Source organism: Streptomyces sp. NBC_00490 (assembly GCF_036013645.1).
Classification (GTDB): domain Bacteria; phylum Actinomycetota; class Actinomycetes; order Streptomycetales; family Streptomycetaceae; genus Streptomyces; species Streptomyces canus_F.
Genome location: NZ_CP107869.1, coordinates 2,645,970 through 2,663,722, shown reverse-complemented (window position 1 = coordinate 2,663,722; position 17,753 = coordinate 2,645,970). Strand labels below are relative to the sequence as shown.

At 69.4% G+C, this 17,753-nt stretch carries 12 protein-coding genes; 7 read left to right on the top strand and 5 right to left on the bottom strand.

What is annotated here, in order from left to right; genetic code table 11:
* Positions 1–235 precede the first annotated feature (235 nt).
* From OG381_RS11905 to mtnK, 4 genes are read left to right on the top strand one after another with little or no spacing between them, the layout of a single operon-like run.
* Positions 236–1,333: a substrate-binding domain-containing protein gene (locus OG381_RS11905; RefSeq protein WP_327716074.1), complete on the top strand. Its 1,098-nt coding sequence runs from the start codon at positions 236–238 to the stop codon at positions 1,331–1,333.
* Positions 1,320–2,849: a sugar ABC transporter ATP-binding protein gene (locus tag OG381_RS11900; protein ID WP_327716073.1), complete on the top strand. Its 1,530-nt coding sequence runs from the start codon at positions 1,320–1,322 to the stop codon at positions 2,847–2,849. Before OG381_RS11905 ends, OG381_RS11900 begins: the two co-directional genes overlap by 14 nt.
* A gap of 40 nt (positions 2,850–2,889) precedes the next feature.
* Positions 2,890–3,936, top strand: coding sequence for an ABC transporter permease (locus OG381_RS11895; RefSeq protein ID WP_327716072.1), 1,047 nt, complete (start codon positions 2,890–2,892; stop codon positions 3,934–3,936).
* A gap of 15 nt (positions 3,937–3,951) precedes the next feature.
* The gene (gene mtnK, locus OG381_RS11890) at positions 3,952–5,124 is read left to right on the top strand and encodes an S-methyl-5-thioribose kinase (protein ID WP_327716071.1); all 1,173 of its coding nucleotides are present in this window, start codon (positions 3,952–3,954) and stop codon (positions 5,122–5,124) included.
* Here the strand turns inward: mtnK and OG381_RS11885 are convergent.
* From OG381_RS11885 to OG381_RS11865, 5 genes are all read right to left on the bottom strand, one after another.
* A complete protein-coding gene (locus OG381_RS11885; RefSeq protein WP_327716070.1) occupies positions 5,113–5,682 on the bottom strand; it encodes an SMI1/KNR4 family protein in 570 nt (189 codons plus the stop codon). The genes mtnK and OG381_RS11885 overlap by 12 nt on opposite strands.
* A gap of 151 nt (positions 5,683–5,833) precedes the next feature.
* Positions 5,834–7,450: a glycerol-3-phosphate dehydrogenase/oxidase gene (locus OG381_RS11880; protein WP_327716069.1), complete on the bottom strand. Its 1,617-nt coding sequence runs from the start codon at positions 7,448–7,450 to the stop codon at positions 5,834–5,836.
* Positions 7,451–7,501: 51 nt separating this feature from the next.
* Positions 7,502–9,043 (bottom strand): glycerol kinase GlpK, encoded by a 1,542-nt coding sequence (gene glpK / locus OG381_RS11875; RefSeq protein WP_307032969.1) that lies wholly within the window; start codon positions 9,041–9,043, stop codon positions 7,502–7,504.
* A 75-nt stretch (positions 9,044–9,118) separates the two neighbouring features.
* Complete coding sequence (locus tag OG381_RS11870; protein ID WP_327716068.1) at positions 9,119–9,919, bottom strand: MIP/aquaporin family protein; 801 nt, start codon at positions 9,917–9,919, stop codon at positions 9,119–9,121.
* Between the two features lie 334 nt (positions 9,920–10,253).
* Positions 10,254–11,018, bottom strand: coding sequence for an IclR family transcriptional regulator (locus tag OG381_RS11865; protein WP_327716067.1), 765 nt, complete (start codon positions 11,016–11,018; stop codon positions 10,254–10,256).
* 305 nt (positions 11,019–11,323) lie between these two features.
* Here OG381_RS11865 and metH point away from each other — a divergent pair, with 305 nt between their 5' ends.
* The 3 genes from metH to OG381_RS11850 all read left to right on the top strand — a co-directional run bounded on the left by metH (position 11,324) and on the right by OG381_RS11850 (position 17,718).
* On the top strand, positions 11,324–14,839 hold the full coding sequence (gene metH / locus OG381_RS11860) for a methionine synthase (protein ID WP_327716066.1): 3,516 nt from the start codon (positions 11,324–11,326) through the stop codon (positions 14,837–14,839).
* 150 nt (positions 14,840–14,989) lie between these two features.
* Entirely contained in the window at positions 14,990–15,691 is a 702-nt protein-coding gene (locus OG381_RS11855) for an HAD family hydrolase (RefSeq protein ID WP_327716065.1), read from the top strand.
* Positions 15,692–16,113: 422 nt separating this feature from the next.
* The gene (locus tag OG381_RS11850) at positions 16,114–17,718 is read left to right on the top strand and encodes an ABC transporter substrate-binding protein (protein WP_327716064.1); all 1,605 of its coding nucleotides are present in this window, start codon (positions 16,114–16,116) and stop codon (positions 17,716–17,718) included.
* Positions 17,719–17,753 lie beyond the last annotated feature (35 nt).

Here is a 17,753-nt window from a genome sequence, read left to right as displayed (position 1 = left end):
GAATCGTTCCCATGATCTGTGCATGAAGACGCTGCTGCTCGTGCGGCGGCTGCACGTGGATCTGCTCCGGACGGCCACGGCCAGCTGTCGCTGACCCCACCCGGAGCCCCGTACGCCCTTGTCGCCGTGGGCCGCCGCCCCTGCTTGAGGTGGCGCATTCCTTTCCCTCGCTCCGGGTCGCGCGTTCCCCTCCCGCTTCACCCCCCTTCGCACCACCCTGCACCTGGAGCCCCTCATGCCCCGTGTCCGCCTCCCCCTTGCCGCGCTCTCGTTGGCCTCCGTCTCCGCGCTCCTGCTCGCCGGCTGCTCGCAGTCCACGGACGCCTCGAAGAACACCGGCAGCACCGCCGCCGCCGCGTCGGCCGCCACCGGCAAGAAGCCCGCCCCCTTCAGCGACGGCGCGGTCAAGGTCGCCCTGGTCCGGCAGAGCGGCGCCGGCGACTACTTCGAGCAGTGGGGCAACGGAGCCAAGGCCCAGGCCAAGGCCCTCGGCATCGACCTGACCGTGTACGACGCGCAGGCCGACAACGCCAAGCAGGCCACCGACCTCTCCTCGGCGATCAACTCGGGCGCCAAGGCGATCATCATCGACCACGGCTTCCCGGCGACCATCCAGCCGGAGATCGACAAGGCCGTGAAGAAGGGCATCAAGGTCGTCGTCTACGACGTCGAGACGGCCACGAAGGGTGTCGTCTCTACCAAGCAGGACGACGCGAGCATGGCCCAGGCCGTCCTCGACGTGATGGCCAAGGAGGTCGGCAAGGACGCCAAGGTCGGCTACGTCAACGTCGCCGGCTACGCGGCCCTCGACAAGCGGAACACCGTCTGGACCAAGGAACTCGCCGCGCAGGGCTGGAAGCAGGAGTTCAAGGTCGGCAAGGTGACCGATTCCACGGCCACCGACAACGTTCCCCTGGTCTCCGCCGCGCTCACCCAGCACGCCGACGTGGCGGGCGTCTTCGCCCCCTACGACGAGCTGGCCAAGGGCACCGTCCTCGCCGTCCAGAACAAGAAGCTCCAGGACAAGGTGAAGGTCTTCGGCGCGGACGTCTCCAACGCCGACATCCAGCAGATGACCGCCGCCGACAGCCCGTGGGTCGCCACCGCCGGCACCGACCCGTCCGCGGTGGGCGCCGCCGTCGTCCGGACGACCGCACTGGAGCTGGCCGGACAGCTGAACAAGACCTCCGTCGAGTTCCCGGCCGTCGCCATCACCCAGGACTTCCTGAACAAGAACAAGATCGAGAACATGGACCAGCTCCGCACGGCGCTGCCCGCGCTGAACCTGTCCCAGGTCTCGACCGCGGACTGGATCTCGAATGTCGCCCACTGAGACGACCGAGACGCCCGCGGTCGGCCTCACCGACGTCAGCATGGCCTTCGGAGGCAAGACCGTCCTCGCCTCCGTCTCCCTGGACATCGCACCGGGCAGCGTGGTCGCGCTGCTCGGTGCGAACGGCGCCGGCAAGTCCACCCTGATCAAGATCCTGTCCGGCGTGCACACCGACCACGGCGGCGAGGTGCGGGTCGCGGGTGAACCCGCGGCTCTCCAGTCGCCGCTGGCCGCACGCCAGCTGGGCATCCAGACCGTCCACCAGCGCATCAGCGAGGGCATCGTGCCCGGCCTCACGGTCGCCGAGAACCTGGTCTTCGAGGAGCTGGCGCAGAGCCGGGGCAACCCGTTCCTGAACGGGGGCAGGCTGCTCGCCCGCGCCCGCGAGATCCAGGCCGGCCTCGGCCTGGACTGGAGCGACAGCCTGCTCAAGCGCGACGTCACCGAACTCGGCATCTCCGACCGCCAGTTGCTCATCCTCGCCCGCGCCCTGGCCACCCGCCCGCGCCTGCTCATCCTCGACGAGCCGACCTCCGCCCTGTCCGCCGCCGAGGCGGAGCGCCTGTTCGCGCTGGTCGAGAAGATGCGCGACGACGGCATCGCGGTGCTCTACGTCTCCCACCGGCTCGGCGAGATCGACGCGCTGGCCGACCGTCTGGTCGTCCTGCGGGACGGACGTCTCACCGAGGACCAGACCAAGCCCTTCGACTGGGACGCGGCCCTGCGGGCGATGCTCGCCCAGGCCCAGGAGACGACCACGGCCCGCCCGGTCCGCGAGGGGACGTCCGGCGCCGCCGTGCTGTCCCTTCGGGGCGTACGGCTCTTCGCGGGCCGCGCCCCCCTCGACCTGGACATCCGCGCCGGCGAAGTCACCGGTGTCGTGGGCCTGCTGGGCGCGGGCAAGACCGAGCTGGCCCGCGGCCTGTTCGGCGCCGAGCCGTTCACGTCCGGCTCCGTCCAGCTCGACGGCAAGGACTTCGCACCCCGGCGGCCCGCCGACGCGATCCGGGCCGGCATCCACCTGGTCCCCGAGGACCGGCACGCCGACGCCCTCGTGCCCGGCTGGTCGCTGGCCCAGAACATCTCGCTGCCGTTCCTGAAGTCCCTGTCCAGAGGAGGGCTCGTCCAGCGCGGGAAGGAGGACGCCCTCGGCCGCGCCACCATCGAGGCCCTCGGCGTCGTCGCCCGCGACGAGCACAGCACCGTCGAGGAACTGTCCGGCGGCAACCAGCAGAAGGTCGTCGTCGGCCGCTGGCTGGCCCACCCACCCCGTGTCCTCATCCTGGACGAGCCGTTCCGAGGCGTGGACATCGGTGCCCGGCGCGACATCGGCCGCCGGGCCCGCTCCCTCGCCGCCGAGGGAGCCGCCGTCCTCGTCCTGTCCGCCGACGTCGACGAGATCCTCGAGATCGCCGACCGGGTCGTCGTCCTCGCGTCCGGTGAGATCCACCTCGACGCGTACGGCGAAGCCGCGGAACGCGACCGCGTGATCCAGACCATCGCCGTGTCCGTCTAGCCCCGGCTGACACCGGCCGCCGAAGGAAGCAGTCCCCCTCATGACCACCCAGCAGAGCACCGAGGTCCCGGTGAAGGCGGCGCTCCCGCCCGCCGCCACCACCGCCGTACGCGTCCAGAACGCCGTCATCAAGTACGGCTTCATCTTCGTGACGGTCGCGCTCTTCCTGTACTTCGCGCTGAGCGAGGGCTCCTTCCGCGAGTCGGCCACCCTCCTCGACACCCTGCGGTACGTCTCCGTCGCCGCCATCCTCGGCCTCGGCGTCACCCTCACCATGGCCGTCGGCGGAATGGACATGTCCGTCGGCGCGGTCGCCGGCCTGGGCGTCTCCGTCGCCGCGCAGACGATGGTCGTCCACAACCAGGTCGGCACGGTCGCGATCATCGCGGTGATCGCGGCGGGCGCGGTGGCAGGGCTGCTGAACGCGCTCCTCATCGTGGTGCTGAAGATCCCCGACATGCTGGCCACACTCGGCACGATGTTCGTCATCCAGGGCACCAAGCTCATCCTGGTCGACGGCCAGTCCATCACCCCCGGCATGACCCTGGACGACGGCTCCACGGCGCCCGGCAAGTTCACCGCGGGCTTCCTGAAGATCGACCGGGGCACGGTCCTCGGCATCCCCATCTCGGTCCTCGTCTTCGGCGGCCTGACGATCGCCGCCTGGGTCTTCCTCGCCCGCACCCGCTGGGGCCGCGTCCTGTACGCCATCGGCGCCAACCCCGAGGCCTCCCGGCTGGCCGGCATCCGCGTCGGCGCGTACCGCTCCCTCGCCTACGTCATCTCCGGCGTCCTCGCCTCGATCGGCGGCCTGATCCTGGCGTCCCGCATCGGCCAGGGCGATGTCAGCGCCGGAACCTCCCAGTTGCTGGAGGCGGTGGCGGTCGCGCTGGTCGGCACCTCGGTCCTCGGCCGCGGCCGCCCGAACGTCTGGGGCACCGCCCTCGGCGCCGTCCTGATCGGCATCATCACGACCGGTCTGACCATCAAGGGCCTGCCGTACTACACGCAGGACGTCGTCGAGGGCGCGGTCCTCATCCTCGCCCTCGTCTTCAGCTTCACCCTGTCCAAGCGCCGCACCGCATAGGGGAGTTCACCGACCATGGGCTACCGCATCCTGGAGACCGACGACATCCCCGCGTACCTGCGCGAGCGGGGCCACTGGGACGAGACGGCCGATCCGCAGGTCCGCGAGGTCTCGGACGGCAACATGAACCGGGTGTTCCTGGCGTCGAACGCCGACGGCACCCGCAGCCTCGCCCTCAAGCAGGCCCTGCCCTGGGTCCGCGTCGCCGGCCCTTCCTGGCCGATGAACCCGGACCGCGCCGACGCCGAGGCGCGGGCGTACGAGCAGGTCGCCCGCGTCGCCCCGGACAAGATCCCGGCGATCCACGGCTACGACCCCGAGAACTACGCCCTCGTCATGGAGGACATGTCGGACCTGGAGGTGCTGCGGACCCTGCTGAACCAGGGCGCGCCCTACGGCCCGCACACCTCGGCCAGGACCGGCGAGTTCGTCGCCCAGTTCTCCTTCGCGACCAGTGACTTCGGCATGGCGTCGGCCGACCGCAAGGCGCTGATCGCCGCCTCGGTCAGCCCCGAGCTCTGCAAGATCACGGAGGACGTGGTCCTGTCGGAGCCGTACATCGAGCACGAGCACAACCACTGGCACGAGGGCCTGGACGACCTGGCGCGGGAGTTCCGCGCCGACACGCGGCTGCGCACGGAGGTCGCCGACCTCCGCCACACCTTCATGACCAGCGCCCAGGCCCTGCTCCACGGCGACCTGCACACCGGCAGCATCATGGTCGGCGAACGCGAAGGCGCCCCCGTCATACGGGTCTTCGACCCCGAGTTCTCCTTCGTCGGCCCGATCGGCTACGACCTCGGCCTGTACTGGGCCAACGCGCTGGTCTCGGAGGAACGGGCGCGAGCACTGGGCACGCTGTCGGACCACCCCGACCAACTCCGCCTGTCCTGGGAGGCGTTCGAGACGGAGTTCCGCCGCTTGTGGCCGACCCGCGTCGACACCTTCTTCGACGACGCGTACCTGGACCGCTTCCTGCGCAGGGTGTGGACCGAGTCCGTGGGCTACGCCGGCACGGAGATCATCCGCCGCATCATCGGTTTCGCCCACCTGACCGACCTGACGACTCTCGCGGACCCGGTACCGGCGTCCCGCCGGGCACTGCTGCTGGGCCGCGAACTCGTCGTGCGGCGCGAGGAGCTGACGTCACCGCAGGCCGTGCGCGACGTGGTGGCCTCACTCGGCTGACTCGGCGTCGAACCACTCCTTGCCGGCAGCCCAGTGCCCCACCCAGCCGGCGAACCCGGGTGCGGAGGTCGTGAAGCCGAACTCCGCGCCGAAGGGCATGGCGCCGACATCCGTGACGTGCCAGATGTGCCCTCGGTGCGGGCCGGTGACGACGAGGTGCCAGTTCATCGCGCACCCGTCCGTCCCGAGCACGATCGAACCGTGGTCGAAGACCTGGTCGGTGACGGCCTCGGGGTCCTCGTAGGGCCCCTCGTCCTCCTCCCAGAGCCACGGCTCCGTCAGCGGGAACGGCTCGGCCAGGCTCCGCTCCGCACCGTCGCGGCCCCAGTCGGACGGCAGCTCGGCCAGCCCCACCAGCCCGTACTCCGGCGGTCCCTGGAACGACCCGTCCGATATCTCCGCCACGAACGTCCGGTACGGCTCCGGCAGCACGATTCCGTGCTCCGCCTCGAAGGCGTGCACCGCCTCCCACCCGAGCGCCGACGCGCCGTCGTCGTCCACGCCGAACGCCTTGTGGAGCGCGTCGAGATCCTCAGGTGCGGCCTGTTCCACGTTCATACGTCCATGAGAACACCCGGCACTGACAACGCGGGCACACGAAAGGGGCGGCTCCGTCGGCGCGGAGCCGCCCCTTTCGCGTTCAGGCCCCCATAGGGGAGAGGGGCCGTTTCCTGGTGCCGGCCAGGTCAGGGAGGGGCCGGCCCGAGGTCTACTTCTTGTCGAGCAGGTCCTGGACTTTGGCGCGGACGTCGTCCGTGGCAAGTCCCCGGATCGTCAGCGTCGTACGCCGACGCAGCACATCGTCCTGCGTCTCGGCCCACTCGTTGTCCCGCGCGTACACGACCTGCGCCCAGATCTCCGGGGCGTCCGGGTGCACACGCTCACCCAGCTCCGGGTTCTCGTTCGCCAGCCGGGCGATGTCGAAGGCCAGCGAGCCGTAGTGGGTGGCCAGGTGCTTCGCCGTGTCCGCCGCCATCCGCGGACCCGGCGCCGGGTTGTCGACCAGCAGCCGGTGCGCGACCGCGCGCGGGTTGGCGACACCCGGCAGCGGCAGCTTCTTCGGCAGCGAGGAGATCGGCTCGTAGTCGTCACCCAGCGGAGCGCCCGGCAGCGACTCCAGCTGCTTCATGACCGTACGGCCGATGTGCCGGAACGTCGTCCACTTGCCGCCCGCGACGGACAGCATGCCGCCCTTGCCCTCGGTCACCACCGTCTCCCGCTTGGCCTTCGCGGTGTCGCCGGGGCCACCCGGCAGCACCCGCAGACCCGCGAAGGCGTACGTGATGAGGTCACGGTCGAGCTGCTGGTCCCGGATGGAGAACGCGGCCTCGTCGAGTATCTGGGCCGTGTCCTTCTCGGTGACCGAGACGTCCGCCGGGTCGCCCTCGAACTCCTCGTCCGTGGTGCCGAGCAGCAGCATGTCCTCCCAGGGGAGGGCGAAGGTGATGCGGTACTTGTCGATCGGGGTGGCCAGCGCGGCCTTCCACGGCGCCGTCCGCTTCAGGACCAGGTGCGCGCCCTTGGACAGACGGATCGAGGGGGCCGCGTTCGGGTCCTCCAGCTTGCGCAGGTGGTCCACCCACGGGCCGGTCGCGTTGAGGACGAGACGGGCGCTGACGCCGAACTCGTCGCCCGACTGACGGTCGCGCAGCTCGGCGCCCGTGACCCGGCCCTTGGTGAACCGCAGACCGGTCACCTCGGCGTGGTTCAGGACCACCGCGCCCGACTCGACGGCCGCGCGGACCGTCATCAGCGCCATGCGCGCGTCGTTCATCTGGTCGTCGCCGTACACGGCGACGGCCTTGAGGTTGTCGGTGCGCAGCTCCGGCACGTCCTGCGCCGCCTTGGCCGGCGAGAGGAGGTGGCCGACGCCGTCACCGAACGCGGAGAGCGCGGAGTAGGCGAAGACGCCCGCCCCGAGCTTCGCGGCGCCGTGCGGCCCGCCCTTGTACACGGGGAGGTAGAACGTGAGCGGGTTCGCCAGGTGGGGGGCCACCTGGCGGGAGACCGCACGGCGCTCGAAGTGGTTCTCCGCCACCAGCTTCACCGCGCCGGTCTGCAGATAGCGCAGACCGCCGTGGAGAAGCTTGGAGGAGGCGGAAGAGGTGGCGCCGGCGAAGTCGCCGGCGTCGACCAGGGCCACCCGCAGGCCGGACTGCGCGGCGTGCCAGGCAGTGGAGATGCCCAGGATGCCGCCGCCGATCACGAGAAGGTCGTACGACGCCTTGGAGAGCTGCTCCCGGGTCTCGGCGCGGCTCGGGTTGGAGCCGGAGGCCGGGCGCGTACCGAGGGCAGGCACGGACTGCAGGGTGGTCTGACTGGTCATTTCGGGTTCTTACTCCTCATCAGAGCGTGCTGAGCCTACGAGTGGCTCTCGTCAGCTCTCTTCGTCCTCAAGCCAGCCCATCGTCCGCTCGACGGCCTTGAGCCAGCTCTTGTACTCACGGTCGCGCTTCTCCGCGGCCATGTTGGGGGTCCACTCGGCGGCTCGGCGCCAGTTGGCGCGCAGGTCGTCGGTGCTGGTCCAGAAGCCGACGGCGAGACCGGCGGCGTAGGCGGCACCGAGGCAGGTCGTCTCGGCGACCATCGGGCGGACCACGGGGGCGTCCACGAAGTCGGCGAGGGTCTGCATCAGCAGGTTGTTGGAGGTCATACCGCCGTCGACCTTGACGGCCGCGAGCTCGACACCGGAGTCCTTCGTCATGGCGTCGGTGATCTCACGGGTCTGCCAGGCCGTGGCCTCCAGGACGGCGCGCGCGAGGTGCGCCTTGGTGACGTACCGGGTCAGGCCGGCGATCACGCCGCGGGCGTCGGAGCGCCAGTACGGGGCGAACAGACCGGAGAAGGCCGGCACGAAGTAGGCGCCGCCGTTGTCCTCGACCGAGAGCGCGAGCGTCTCGATCTCGGCGGCGGTGGAGATCAGGCCCATCTGGTCGCGCATCCACTGCACCAGCGAACCGGTGACGGCGATCGAGCCCTCGAGGGCGTAGACCGCCTTCTGGTCGCCGATCCGGTAGCCGACCGTGGTGAGCAGGCCGTTGTACGAGTTGACCGGCTTCTCGCCGGTGTTCATCAGCAGGAAGGTGCCGGTGCCGTACGTCGACTTGGCCTCGCCCTCGGCGAAACAGGTCTGGCCGAACAGGGCCGCCTGCTGGTCACCGAGCGCGGACGCCACGGGGATGCCACCGAGGATGTCGCCGAGCTTGCCGCCGGTGACCTCGCCGTACACCTCGGCGGAGGAGCGGATCTCGGGCAGCATCGCCAGCGGCACGCCGATGGACTCGGCGATCTTCTCGTCCCACTCCATGCTGTGGAGGTTCATCAGCATGGTGCGGGAGGCGTTGGTGACGTCGGTGACGTGGCGGCCGCCGTTCACGCCGCCGGTCAGGTTCCAGATGACCCAGCTGTCCATGGTGCCGAAGAGGATGTCGCCGTTCTCGGCGCGCTCGCGCAGACCCTCGACGTTGTCGAGGAGCCAGCGGGCCTTCGGGCCGGCGAAGTACGAGGCGAGGGGCAGGCCCGTCTCGCGGCGGAAGCGGTCCTGGCCGACGTTGCGGCCGAGCTCCTTGCAGAGCGCGTCGGTGCGGGTGTCCTGCCAGACGATGGCGTTGTGGACGGGCTCACCGGTGTTCTTGTCCCACAGCAGCGTGGTCTCACGCTGGTTGGTGATGCCGATGGCCTTGATGTCGTCGCGGGTGATGCCGGCCTTCTGGATGGCCCCGGCGACGACCTCCTCGACGTTGGTCCAGATCTCGTTGGCGTTGTGCTCGACCCAGCCCGGCTTCGGGAAGATCTGCTCGTGCTCCTTCTGGTCGACGGAGACGATACGTCCGTCGCGGTCGAAGACGATGCAGCGGCTGGAGGTGGTGCCCTGGTCGATGGCGGCGATGAAGGGGCCGGCGGTGTGCGCGTCGGTCACGGTGTGCTCCTGGGAGGTCCTAGGTCGGAAAGCTGTGGGTACCGCGTGCTGCGAGGCTTGTGCTGCGAGGTTTTTCTAAGCAAAAGCGACGTTGTAGATACCCGCAGCGATCGCGCCGCCGATCAGCGGACCGGCCACCGGGATCCACGCGTAGCTCCAGTCCGAGCCGCCCTTGTTGGGCAGCGGCAGGAGGGCGTGCACGATACGCGGACCGAGGTCACGGGCCGGGTTGATGGCGTAGCCGGTCGGGCCACCGAGAGACAGACCGATCGAGACGACGACCAGCGAGGTGATCAGAGCGCCCAGGGTGCCCAGGCCGTTGCCGCCGTCGTTGAGGCCCTGCGTGAGGACGGCGAGCACCAGCACGATGGTGCCGATGATCTCCGTGGCCAGGTTCTGCACCACGTTCCGGATCTCCGGACCGGTGGAGAAGATGCCGAGGACCGGGCCCGCGCCCTGTTCCTGGGCTTCGACCGCCTTGGTCTTGGTGGCCTGCGCGCCCGGACCGCCGACGATCTCCTTGTCGGTGAGGTGCGCGTGGAACTGGCCGTAGTAGGCGACCCAGACCAGGGCTGCGCCGATCATGGCGCCGAGGAGCTGTCCGCCCCAGTAGGTCGGAACCTGGCTCCACGGGATGCCGTTGTCCTTGAGCGCGAGCGCCAGGGTGACGGCCGGGTTCAGGTGCGCGCCGGAGAGCGGCGCGGAGGTGTAGACGGCCGTCAGTACGGCGAAACCCCACCCGAAGGTGATGGCGAGCCAGCCCGCGTTGCGGGCCTTGGAGGCCTTCAGCGTGACGGCGGCACAGACGCCGCCGCCGAGCAGGATGAGTATGGCGGTACCTATGGTCTCGCCGATGAAGATGTCGGAGCTGGACACCCGCGACTCCTTTGTCCTTCGTCCAGGGGACCGAACCCCGGGTCCCTCCGGAGGTTCGAGCTGCTCTCGGATGAGAGCTGTGCCGGCCCTTGGCGTTGTCACACTCTAGCGCGTATTGCCGGTAGGTGTTCGACAATGCCGACCGATGGACGGGAGTCTCGCTCCGGCGTTACATGTGCGTCAAGGGTTCTGTTATCGAAAGCACGATCGTTATTGATGCTGTGAGCTGTCGATCTTCACAGGGGGCTGCTATGGGGCCCCGTCCGATATGTCCGCTTCAGGGTACGACCAGAACCGGAACGCCGTCAGGGCGTCCCGGTGCTCTTACCGACTTCTAGAAGCGCCCGGCACCCAGGTCCCGCGACACCGCGCGGGCACAGTCCCGTACCGCCGCGATCAGCTCGGGACGCAACTCGCCGTCCCTGCACAGCCGTTCCACGGCCCCCGTGATGCCGACCGCGCCCACCGGCATCCGCCGCCGGTCGTGGATGGGGGCGGCCACACCGGCCACGCCCTCCCAGGTCTCCTCCACGTCCACGGAGTAGCCACGCGCGCGGGTGATGTCGAGGACGTTCTCGAAGGCGTCCAGCTCGGACACCGTGCGATCGGTGAACGCCTTGCGGTCCGCCTCGATGACCTCACTGTGCGCCACCGGGTCGTACGCCGACAGCACCTTGCCCAGCGCCGTGGAGTGCAGCGGCTGCATGGCCCCGATCTCCAGCACCTGCCGGCTGTCGTCGGGCCGGAAGACGTGGTGCACGATCAGCACGCCCTGCTGGTGCAGGACGCCCAGATAGACGCTCTCGCCGCTGGACCGGGCCAGATCGTCGGTCCACACCAGGGCACGCGCCCGCAGCTCGTGCACGTCGAGATAGGTGGTGCCCAGGCGCAGCAGCTCGGCACCCAGCTGGTACCGCCCGGACGCGTCGTCCTGCTCGACGAACCCCTCCAGCTGCAGAGTGCGCAGGATGCCGTGCGCGGTGCCCTTGGCGAGGCCCAGGGCCGAGGCGATGTCCGAGAGGCCGAGCCGCCGCTCGCCGCCCGCGAGCAGGCGCAGCATCGCGGCCGCCCGTTCGAGCGACTGGATGTTCCGTGCCATCGCCGTACTGCCTCCGTCCCCTTCGCCGTCGACCCGCGACGTCGCTGCCGCCGTTCGGCAATGTCGAACACTACTAGTCCATGCCGACCAACCGCCAATGGTCGTACGACACCTTTAAGTCACTCCTGCTGCACGCGCGCGTCACTCGTATCCCGCGAACGATCTGCCCGTCATCCTCGTCCGTCCCGTGGACGCTCCGACCGTCCGGGTCGGGTCCCGGCTACCCTGACGGCGTGCGTCCGCTGTGGGAAGCCCCGCAGCAGGACGCAAAGCCGACAGCCGTCGCACCCACAGGGAGCCCTTTCATGGCCTCGTTGCCACCGACCCCTTCCGCCGACAGCCGGACCCGCGCGTCCGCCCTCCGCGAGGCACTCGCCACCCGTGTGGTGGTCGCCGACGGGGCGATGGGCACCATGCTCCAGGCCCAGGACCCCACGATGGAGGACTTCCAGCAGCTCGAGGGCTGCAACGAGATCCTCAACGTGACCCGGCCCGACATCGTGCGCTCGGTGCACGCCGAGTACTTCGACGCGGGCGTCGACTGCGTCGAGACCAACACCTTCGGCGCCAACCTGAGCGCCCTCGGCGAGTACGACATCCCCGAGCGCATCCACGAACTCTCCGAGGCCGGTGCCCGCATCGCCCGCGAGACGGCCGACGAGTACGCCGCCCGGGACGGCCGCCAGCGCTGGGTCCTCGGCTCGATCGGTCCCGGCACCAAGCTGCCCACGCTCGGCCACACCACCTTCGGCGCCATCCGAGACGCGTACCAGCAGAACGCCGAGGGCCTGCTCGCCGGCGGCGCCGACGCGCTCCTGGTGGAGACCACCCAGGACCTCCTCCAGACCAAGGCCTCCGTCATCGCCGCCCGCCGGGCCATGGAGGCGGCCGGATACGACGTCCCCCTGATCGTCTCGGTCACGGTGGAGACGACCGGCACGATGCTGCTGGGTTCGGAGATCGGCGCCGCGCTGACCGCGCTGGAACCGCTCGGCATCGACATGATCGGCCTGAACTGCGCGACCGGGCCCGCCGAGATGAGCGAGCACCTGCGCTATCTCGCCCGCCACTCCCGCATCCAGCTGTCCTGCATGCCCAACGCCGGCCTCCCGGTCCTCACGAAGGACGGCGCCCACTACCCCCTGACCGCGCCCGAACTGGCCGACGCGCAGGAGAACTTCGTCCGCGAGTACGGCCTGTCCCTCATCGGCGGCTGCTGCGGCACCACCCCCGAGCACCTGCGCCAGGTCGTCGAGCGGGTACGCGACCTCGCACCCACCGAGCGCGACCCGCGCCCCGAGCCGGGCGCCGCCTCCCTGTACCAGACGGTGCCGTTCCGCCAGGACACGTCGTACCTGGCGATCGGTGAGCGGACGAACGCGAACGGGTCGAAGAAGTTCCGTGAGGCCATGCTGGAGGGCCGCTGGGACGACTGCGTGGAGATGGCCCGGGACCAGATCCGCGAGGGCGCGCACATGCTCGACCTGTGCGTGGACTACGTCGGCCGTGACGGTGTCGCCGACATGGAGGAGCTGGCCGGCCGGTTCGCCACCGCCTCCACCCTGCCGATCGTGCTGGACTCCACTGAAGTCCCGGTCATCCGGGCCGGGCTGGAGAAGCTCGGCGGGCGTGCGGTCATCAACTCCGTCAACTACGAGGACGGCGACGGCCCCGAGTCCCGCTTCGCCAAGGTCACCAAGCTCGCCCAGGAGCACGGTGCCGCGCTGATCGCGCTGACCATCGACGAGGAGGGCCAGGCCCGCACCCCGGAGCACAAGGTCGCCATCGCCGAACGGCTCATCGAGGACCTGACCGGGAACTGGGGCATCCACGAGTCGGACATCCTCATCGACACCCTGACCTTCACCATCTGTACCGGTCAGGAGGAGTCCCGCAAGGACGGCATCGCCACCATCGAGGCGATCCGCGAGCTCAAGCGCCGCCACCCGGATGTGCAGACCACGCTGGGTCTGTCGAACATCTCCTTCGGCCTCAACCCGGCCGCCCGGATCCTGCTCAACTCGGTGTTCCTGGACGAGTGCACGAAGGCCGGTCTGGACTCGGCGATCGTGCACGCCTCCAAGATCCTGCCGATCGCCCGGTTCAGCGAGGAAGAGGTGCAGACCGCCCTCGACCTGATCTACGACCGGCGCGCCGAGGGTTATGACCCGCTGCAGAAGCTGATGGCCCTGTTCGAGGGCGCCACCGCGAAGTCGCTGAAGGCGGGCAAGGCCGAGGAACTGGCCGCCCTGCCGCTGGAGGAGCGCCTCAAGCGCCGCATCATCGACGGCGAGAAGAACGGCCTGGAGGCCGACCTCGACGAGGCACTCCAGTCCCGTCCGGCCCTGGACATCGTCAACGAGATTCTCCTGGACGGCATGAAGGTCGTCGGCGAGCTGTTCGGCTCCGGCCAGATGCAGCTGCCGTTCGTCCTTCAGTCCGCCGAGGTGATGAAGACCGCCGTCGCCCATCTGGAACCGCACATGGAGAAGACGGACGACGAGGGCAAGGGCACGATCGTGCTGGCCACGGTCCGCGGCGATGTCCACGACATCGGCAAGAACCTCGTCGACATCATCCTGTCCAACAACGGCTACACCGTCGTCAACCTGGGCATCAAGCAGCCGGTCTCCGCCATCCTGGAAGCCGCCGCGGAGCACCGCGCCGACGTCATCGGCATGTCGGGGCTCCTGGTCAAGTCCACGGTGATCATGAAGGAGAACCTGGAGGAGCTCAACCAGCGCGGGCTGGCGGCCGACTTCCCGGTGATCCTCGGTGGCGCGGCCCTGACGCGTGCGTATGTCGAGCAGGACCTGCACGAGATCTACGAGGGCGAGGTCCGCTACGCCCGCGACGCCTTCGAGGGCCTGCGCCTCATGGACGCCCTGATCGGCGTCAAGCGCGGCGTGCCCGGGGCGAAGCTCCCCGAGCTGAAGCAGCGCAGGGTACGTGCGACCGCTGCCGTCGAGGTCGAGGAGCGCCCCGAGGAGGGCCACGTCCGTTCCGACGTCGCCGTCGACAACCCCGTGCCCGCCCCGCCGTTCTGGGACACCCGCGTCATCAAGGGCATCCAGCTCAAGGAGTACGCGACCTGGCTCGACGAGGGCGCCCTCTTCAAGGGCCAGTGGGGCCTCAAGCAGGCCCGCGCGGGCGACGGACCGACGTACGAGGAGCTCGTCGAGACCGAGGGCCGGCCCCGGCTGCGGGGACTGCTGGACAAGCTCCAGACGGAGAACCTGCTCGAAGCGGCCGTCGTCTACGGCTACTTCCCGTGCGTGTCCAAGGACGACGACCTGATCATCCTCGACGACCAGGGCAACGAGCGCACCCGCTTCACCTTCCCGCGCCAGCGCCGCGGCCGCCGACTGTGCCTCGCGGACTACTTCCGCCCGGAGGAGTCGGGGGAGACGGACGTCGTCGGCCTCCAGGTCGTCACCGTCGGCTCCCGGATCGGCGAGGAGACGGCGAAGCTGTTCGAGGCCAACGCCTACCGCGACTACCTCGAACTGCACGGCCTGTCCGTGCAGTTGGCGGAGGCGCTCGCCGAGTACTGGCACGCGCGCGTGCGTTCGGAACTGGGCTTCGCCGGTGAGGACCCGGGCGAGATCGAGGACATGTTCGCCCTGAAGTACCGGGGCGCCCGCTTCTCCCTCGGCTACGGCGCCTGCCCGAACCTGGAGGACCGCGCGAAGATCGCCGACCTGCTCCAGCCGGAGCGCATCGGCGTCCAGCTGTCCGAGGAGTTCCAGCTGCACCCCGAGCAGTCCACGGACGCGATCGTGATCCACCACCCCGAGGCGAAGTACTTCAACGCACGCTGAGGCACCCCTCGACCGTGACTCCGGTGTGCCCCTGGGCACACCGGTTAAACAAGGCATGTCGTCGTACCGCGACGTACACTGGTCGGTCCACCGCAGGCCGGCTCCCTTCGTGGGAGCCGGCCTGATCGTCCCTCAAGGAGGTGCGCCAGGATGACCAGCACGGTCCCCGCGCCAGTAACCCGTACGGCCGAAGGCTCAGCCCTGCAGGCGGTGCTCCTCGACATGGACGGCACCCTCGTGGACACCGAGGGGTTCTGGTGGGACGTCGAGGTCGAAGTCTTCGCCGGCCTCGGCCACACCCTCGACGACTCATGGCGCCATGTCGTGGTCGGCGGCCCCATGACCCGCAGCGCGGGGTTCCTGATCGAGGCCACCGGCGCCGACATCACCCTCGCCGAGCTGTCCGTGCTGCTCAACCAGGGGTTCGAGGACCGCATCGGCCGCCACCTGCCGCTGATGCCGGGCGCCGCCCGGCTGCTGGCCGAGCTCGCCGAGTACGAGATCCCCACGGCCCTGGTCTCCGCCTCGCACCGGCGCATCATCGACCGGGTGCTCACCACGCTCGGCCCGCAGAACTTCGCCCTCACGGTGGCGGGGGACGAGGTGGCCCGGACCAAGCCGCACCCCGACCCGTACCTCTTCGCCGCCGCCGGTCTCGGCGCCGATCCGGCCAGATGCGCGGTCGTGGAGGACACCGCTACCGGTATCGCGGCGGCCGAGGCCGCGGGCTGCCATGTCGTGGCCGTGCCCTCGGTCGCCCCCATCGCCCCGGCCGCCCGGCGCACCGTCGTCACCTCCCTCGAGGAGGTGGACCTGGCATTTCTGCGCGGTCTGATGACGGAAATGCGCTGAGCGTTCACCCAGCGTGCGGCACCGATAGAGGCCGCATTTCCCAGGCCCGCACGCAAAGGAATTCGCGGCTCGATGGATGGCCGAATTCCGGTACGGGAACAAACCGTTGATGATGTGACGTTCCCCACGCGACGGGGGATCGACACTCGATGAGGTGTGTGCATCGACGCCCGGTTCGGGCGGCTTGCGCGTGCCCTTGTGTCCCGATTGATGGGACCGTGCACGAATCCTTCCCCTGTCGGGTTTTCAATGCGTCCACGCCCGGTTTCGCTGCGTGATGGCAGCTCAACTCCGGTGGCCGCCAACCCTCGTGCGGGCGCGGACTAATCTCGTCGCGAGAACATCGACGAAACCCCCGTGATCCGCCGCACCACCCATGCATGCCGGGTACACGGACTCAACAGCTCTGGAGAAACTCGAGCATGAACCGCAAGACTTTGGTGCTGCCGGCCGTCATCGGTCTGCTCGCGCCGGTACTCGCCGCGTGCGGCGGGTCCGACGGCGGCAGTGGCGGCGGGGACGGAATCGTCGTCGGCACCACGGACCGGTTCACCGCCTCGCAGGAAGCCCCCGCGCCCCTCGACCCGGCGTACGCCTACGACGTCGGCACCTGGAACATCCTGCGCCAGACCGTGCAGACCCTGATGATCCAGCCGCGCGGCGAGGGCGAACCCGTGCCCGAGGCCGCCGAGAGCTGCCGCTTCACCGACACCGGCAACGAGCGCTACGCCTGCACCCTGCGCAAGGACCTGCAGTTCGCGAACGGCGACGCCATCACGGCCGAGGACGTCAAGTACTCCATCGACCGCGCCCGTTCCCTCAAGGCCGACAGCGGTGTCTTCGCCCTGCTGTCCACCATCGACACCGTCGAGACCAAGGGCGACCGCGAGGTGATCTTCCACCTCAAGACGGCCGACGCCACGTTCCCGTACAAGCTGTCGACCCCCGTCGCCGGCATCGTCAACCCTGACGACTACCAGCGCGGCAAGCTGCGCGACGGCTTCGACGTCGACGGCTCCGGCCCGTACACCATGTCGGCCGACGTCAAGAACGACGAACTCGTCGACGCCGTGTTCACCAAGAACCCCCACTACACGGGGACGCTGAAGGTGAACAACGACAAGGTCGAGCTGCGCTCCTTCGAGGACGCCGACGCCATGGGCACCGCCCTGAACGACGGTGACATCGACGTCATGTCCCGCACCATGTCGCCGGAACAGATCGAGAAGCTCTCCCTCTCCTCGGACGACGACGTCGACCTCGTCGAGATGCCCGGCCTGGAGATCCGCTACCTGGCCTTCAACACCAACGCCGCGACCGTCAAGACCAAGGCCGTGCGCCAGGCGATGGCCCAGATCGTCAACCGCAGCGAACTCGTCTCCAAGGTCTACGGCTCCGAGGCCGAGCCGCTGTACTCGCTGGTCCCGGCGAGCATCACCGGCCACTCCAACTCGTTCTTCAACAAGTACGGCGACCCGAGCAAGGCCAAGGCCCAGGCGCTGCTGACAAGGGCGAGCATCACCACCCCGGTCAAGCTGACCCTGCACTACACGACGGACCACTACGGCGCCGCCACCAAGAACGAGTTCGAGCAGCTGCAGAAGCAGCTCAACGACAGCGGCCTGTTCGACGTCAGCATCAAGGGCGCGCCCTGGGCGACCTTCCGCCCCGCCGAGCAGAAGGGCAAGTACGACGTCTACGGGATGGGCTGGTTCCCCGACTTCCCGGACGCCGACAACTACATCGCGCCGTTCCTCGACAAGGACAACTTCCTCGGCTCGCCGTACGCCAACAGCGAGATCCGCAACACCCTGATCCCGGAGTCCCGTCGCGAGGCCGACCGGCTGTCCGCCACCAGCAGCCTGACGGACATCCAGGACATCGTCGCCGACGACGTCCCCGTGCTGCCGCTGTGGCAGGGCAAGCAGTACGTCGCCGCCCGCGACGACGTCACCGGCACCGCCTATGTCCTCAACTCCTCCTCGACCCTTCAGCTGTGGGAGCTCAGCCGTGGCGTGAGCGGCTGATCCGACCCCTGCCCGGGCCGTGGACGACGGCCCCG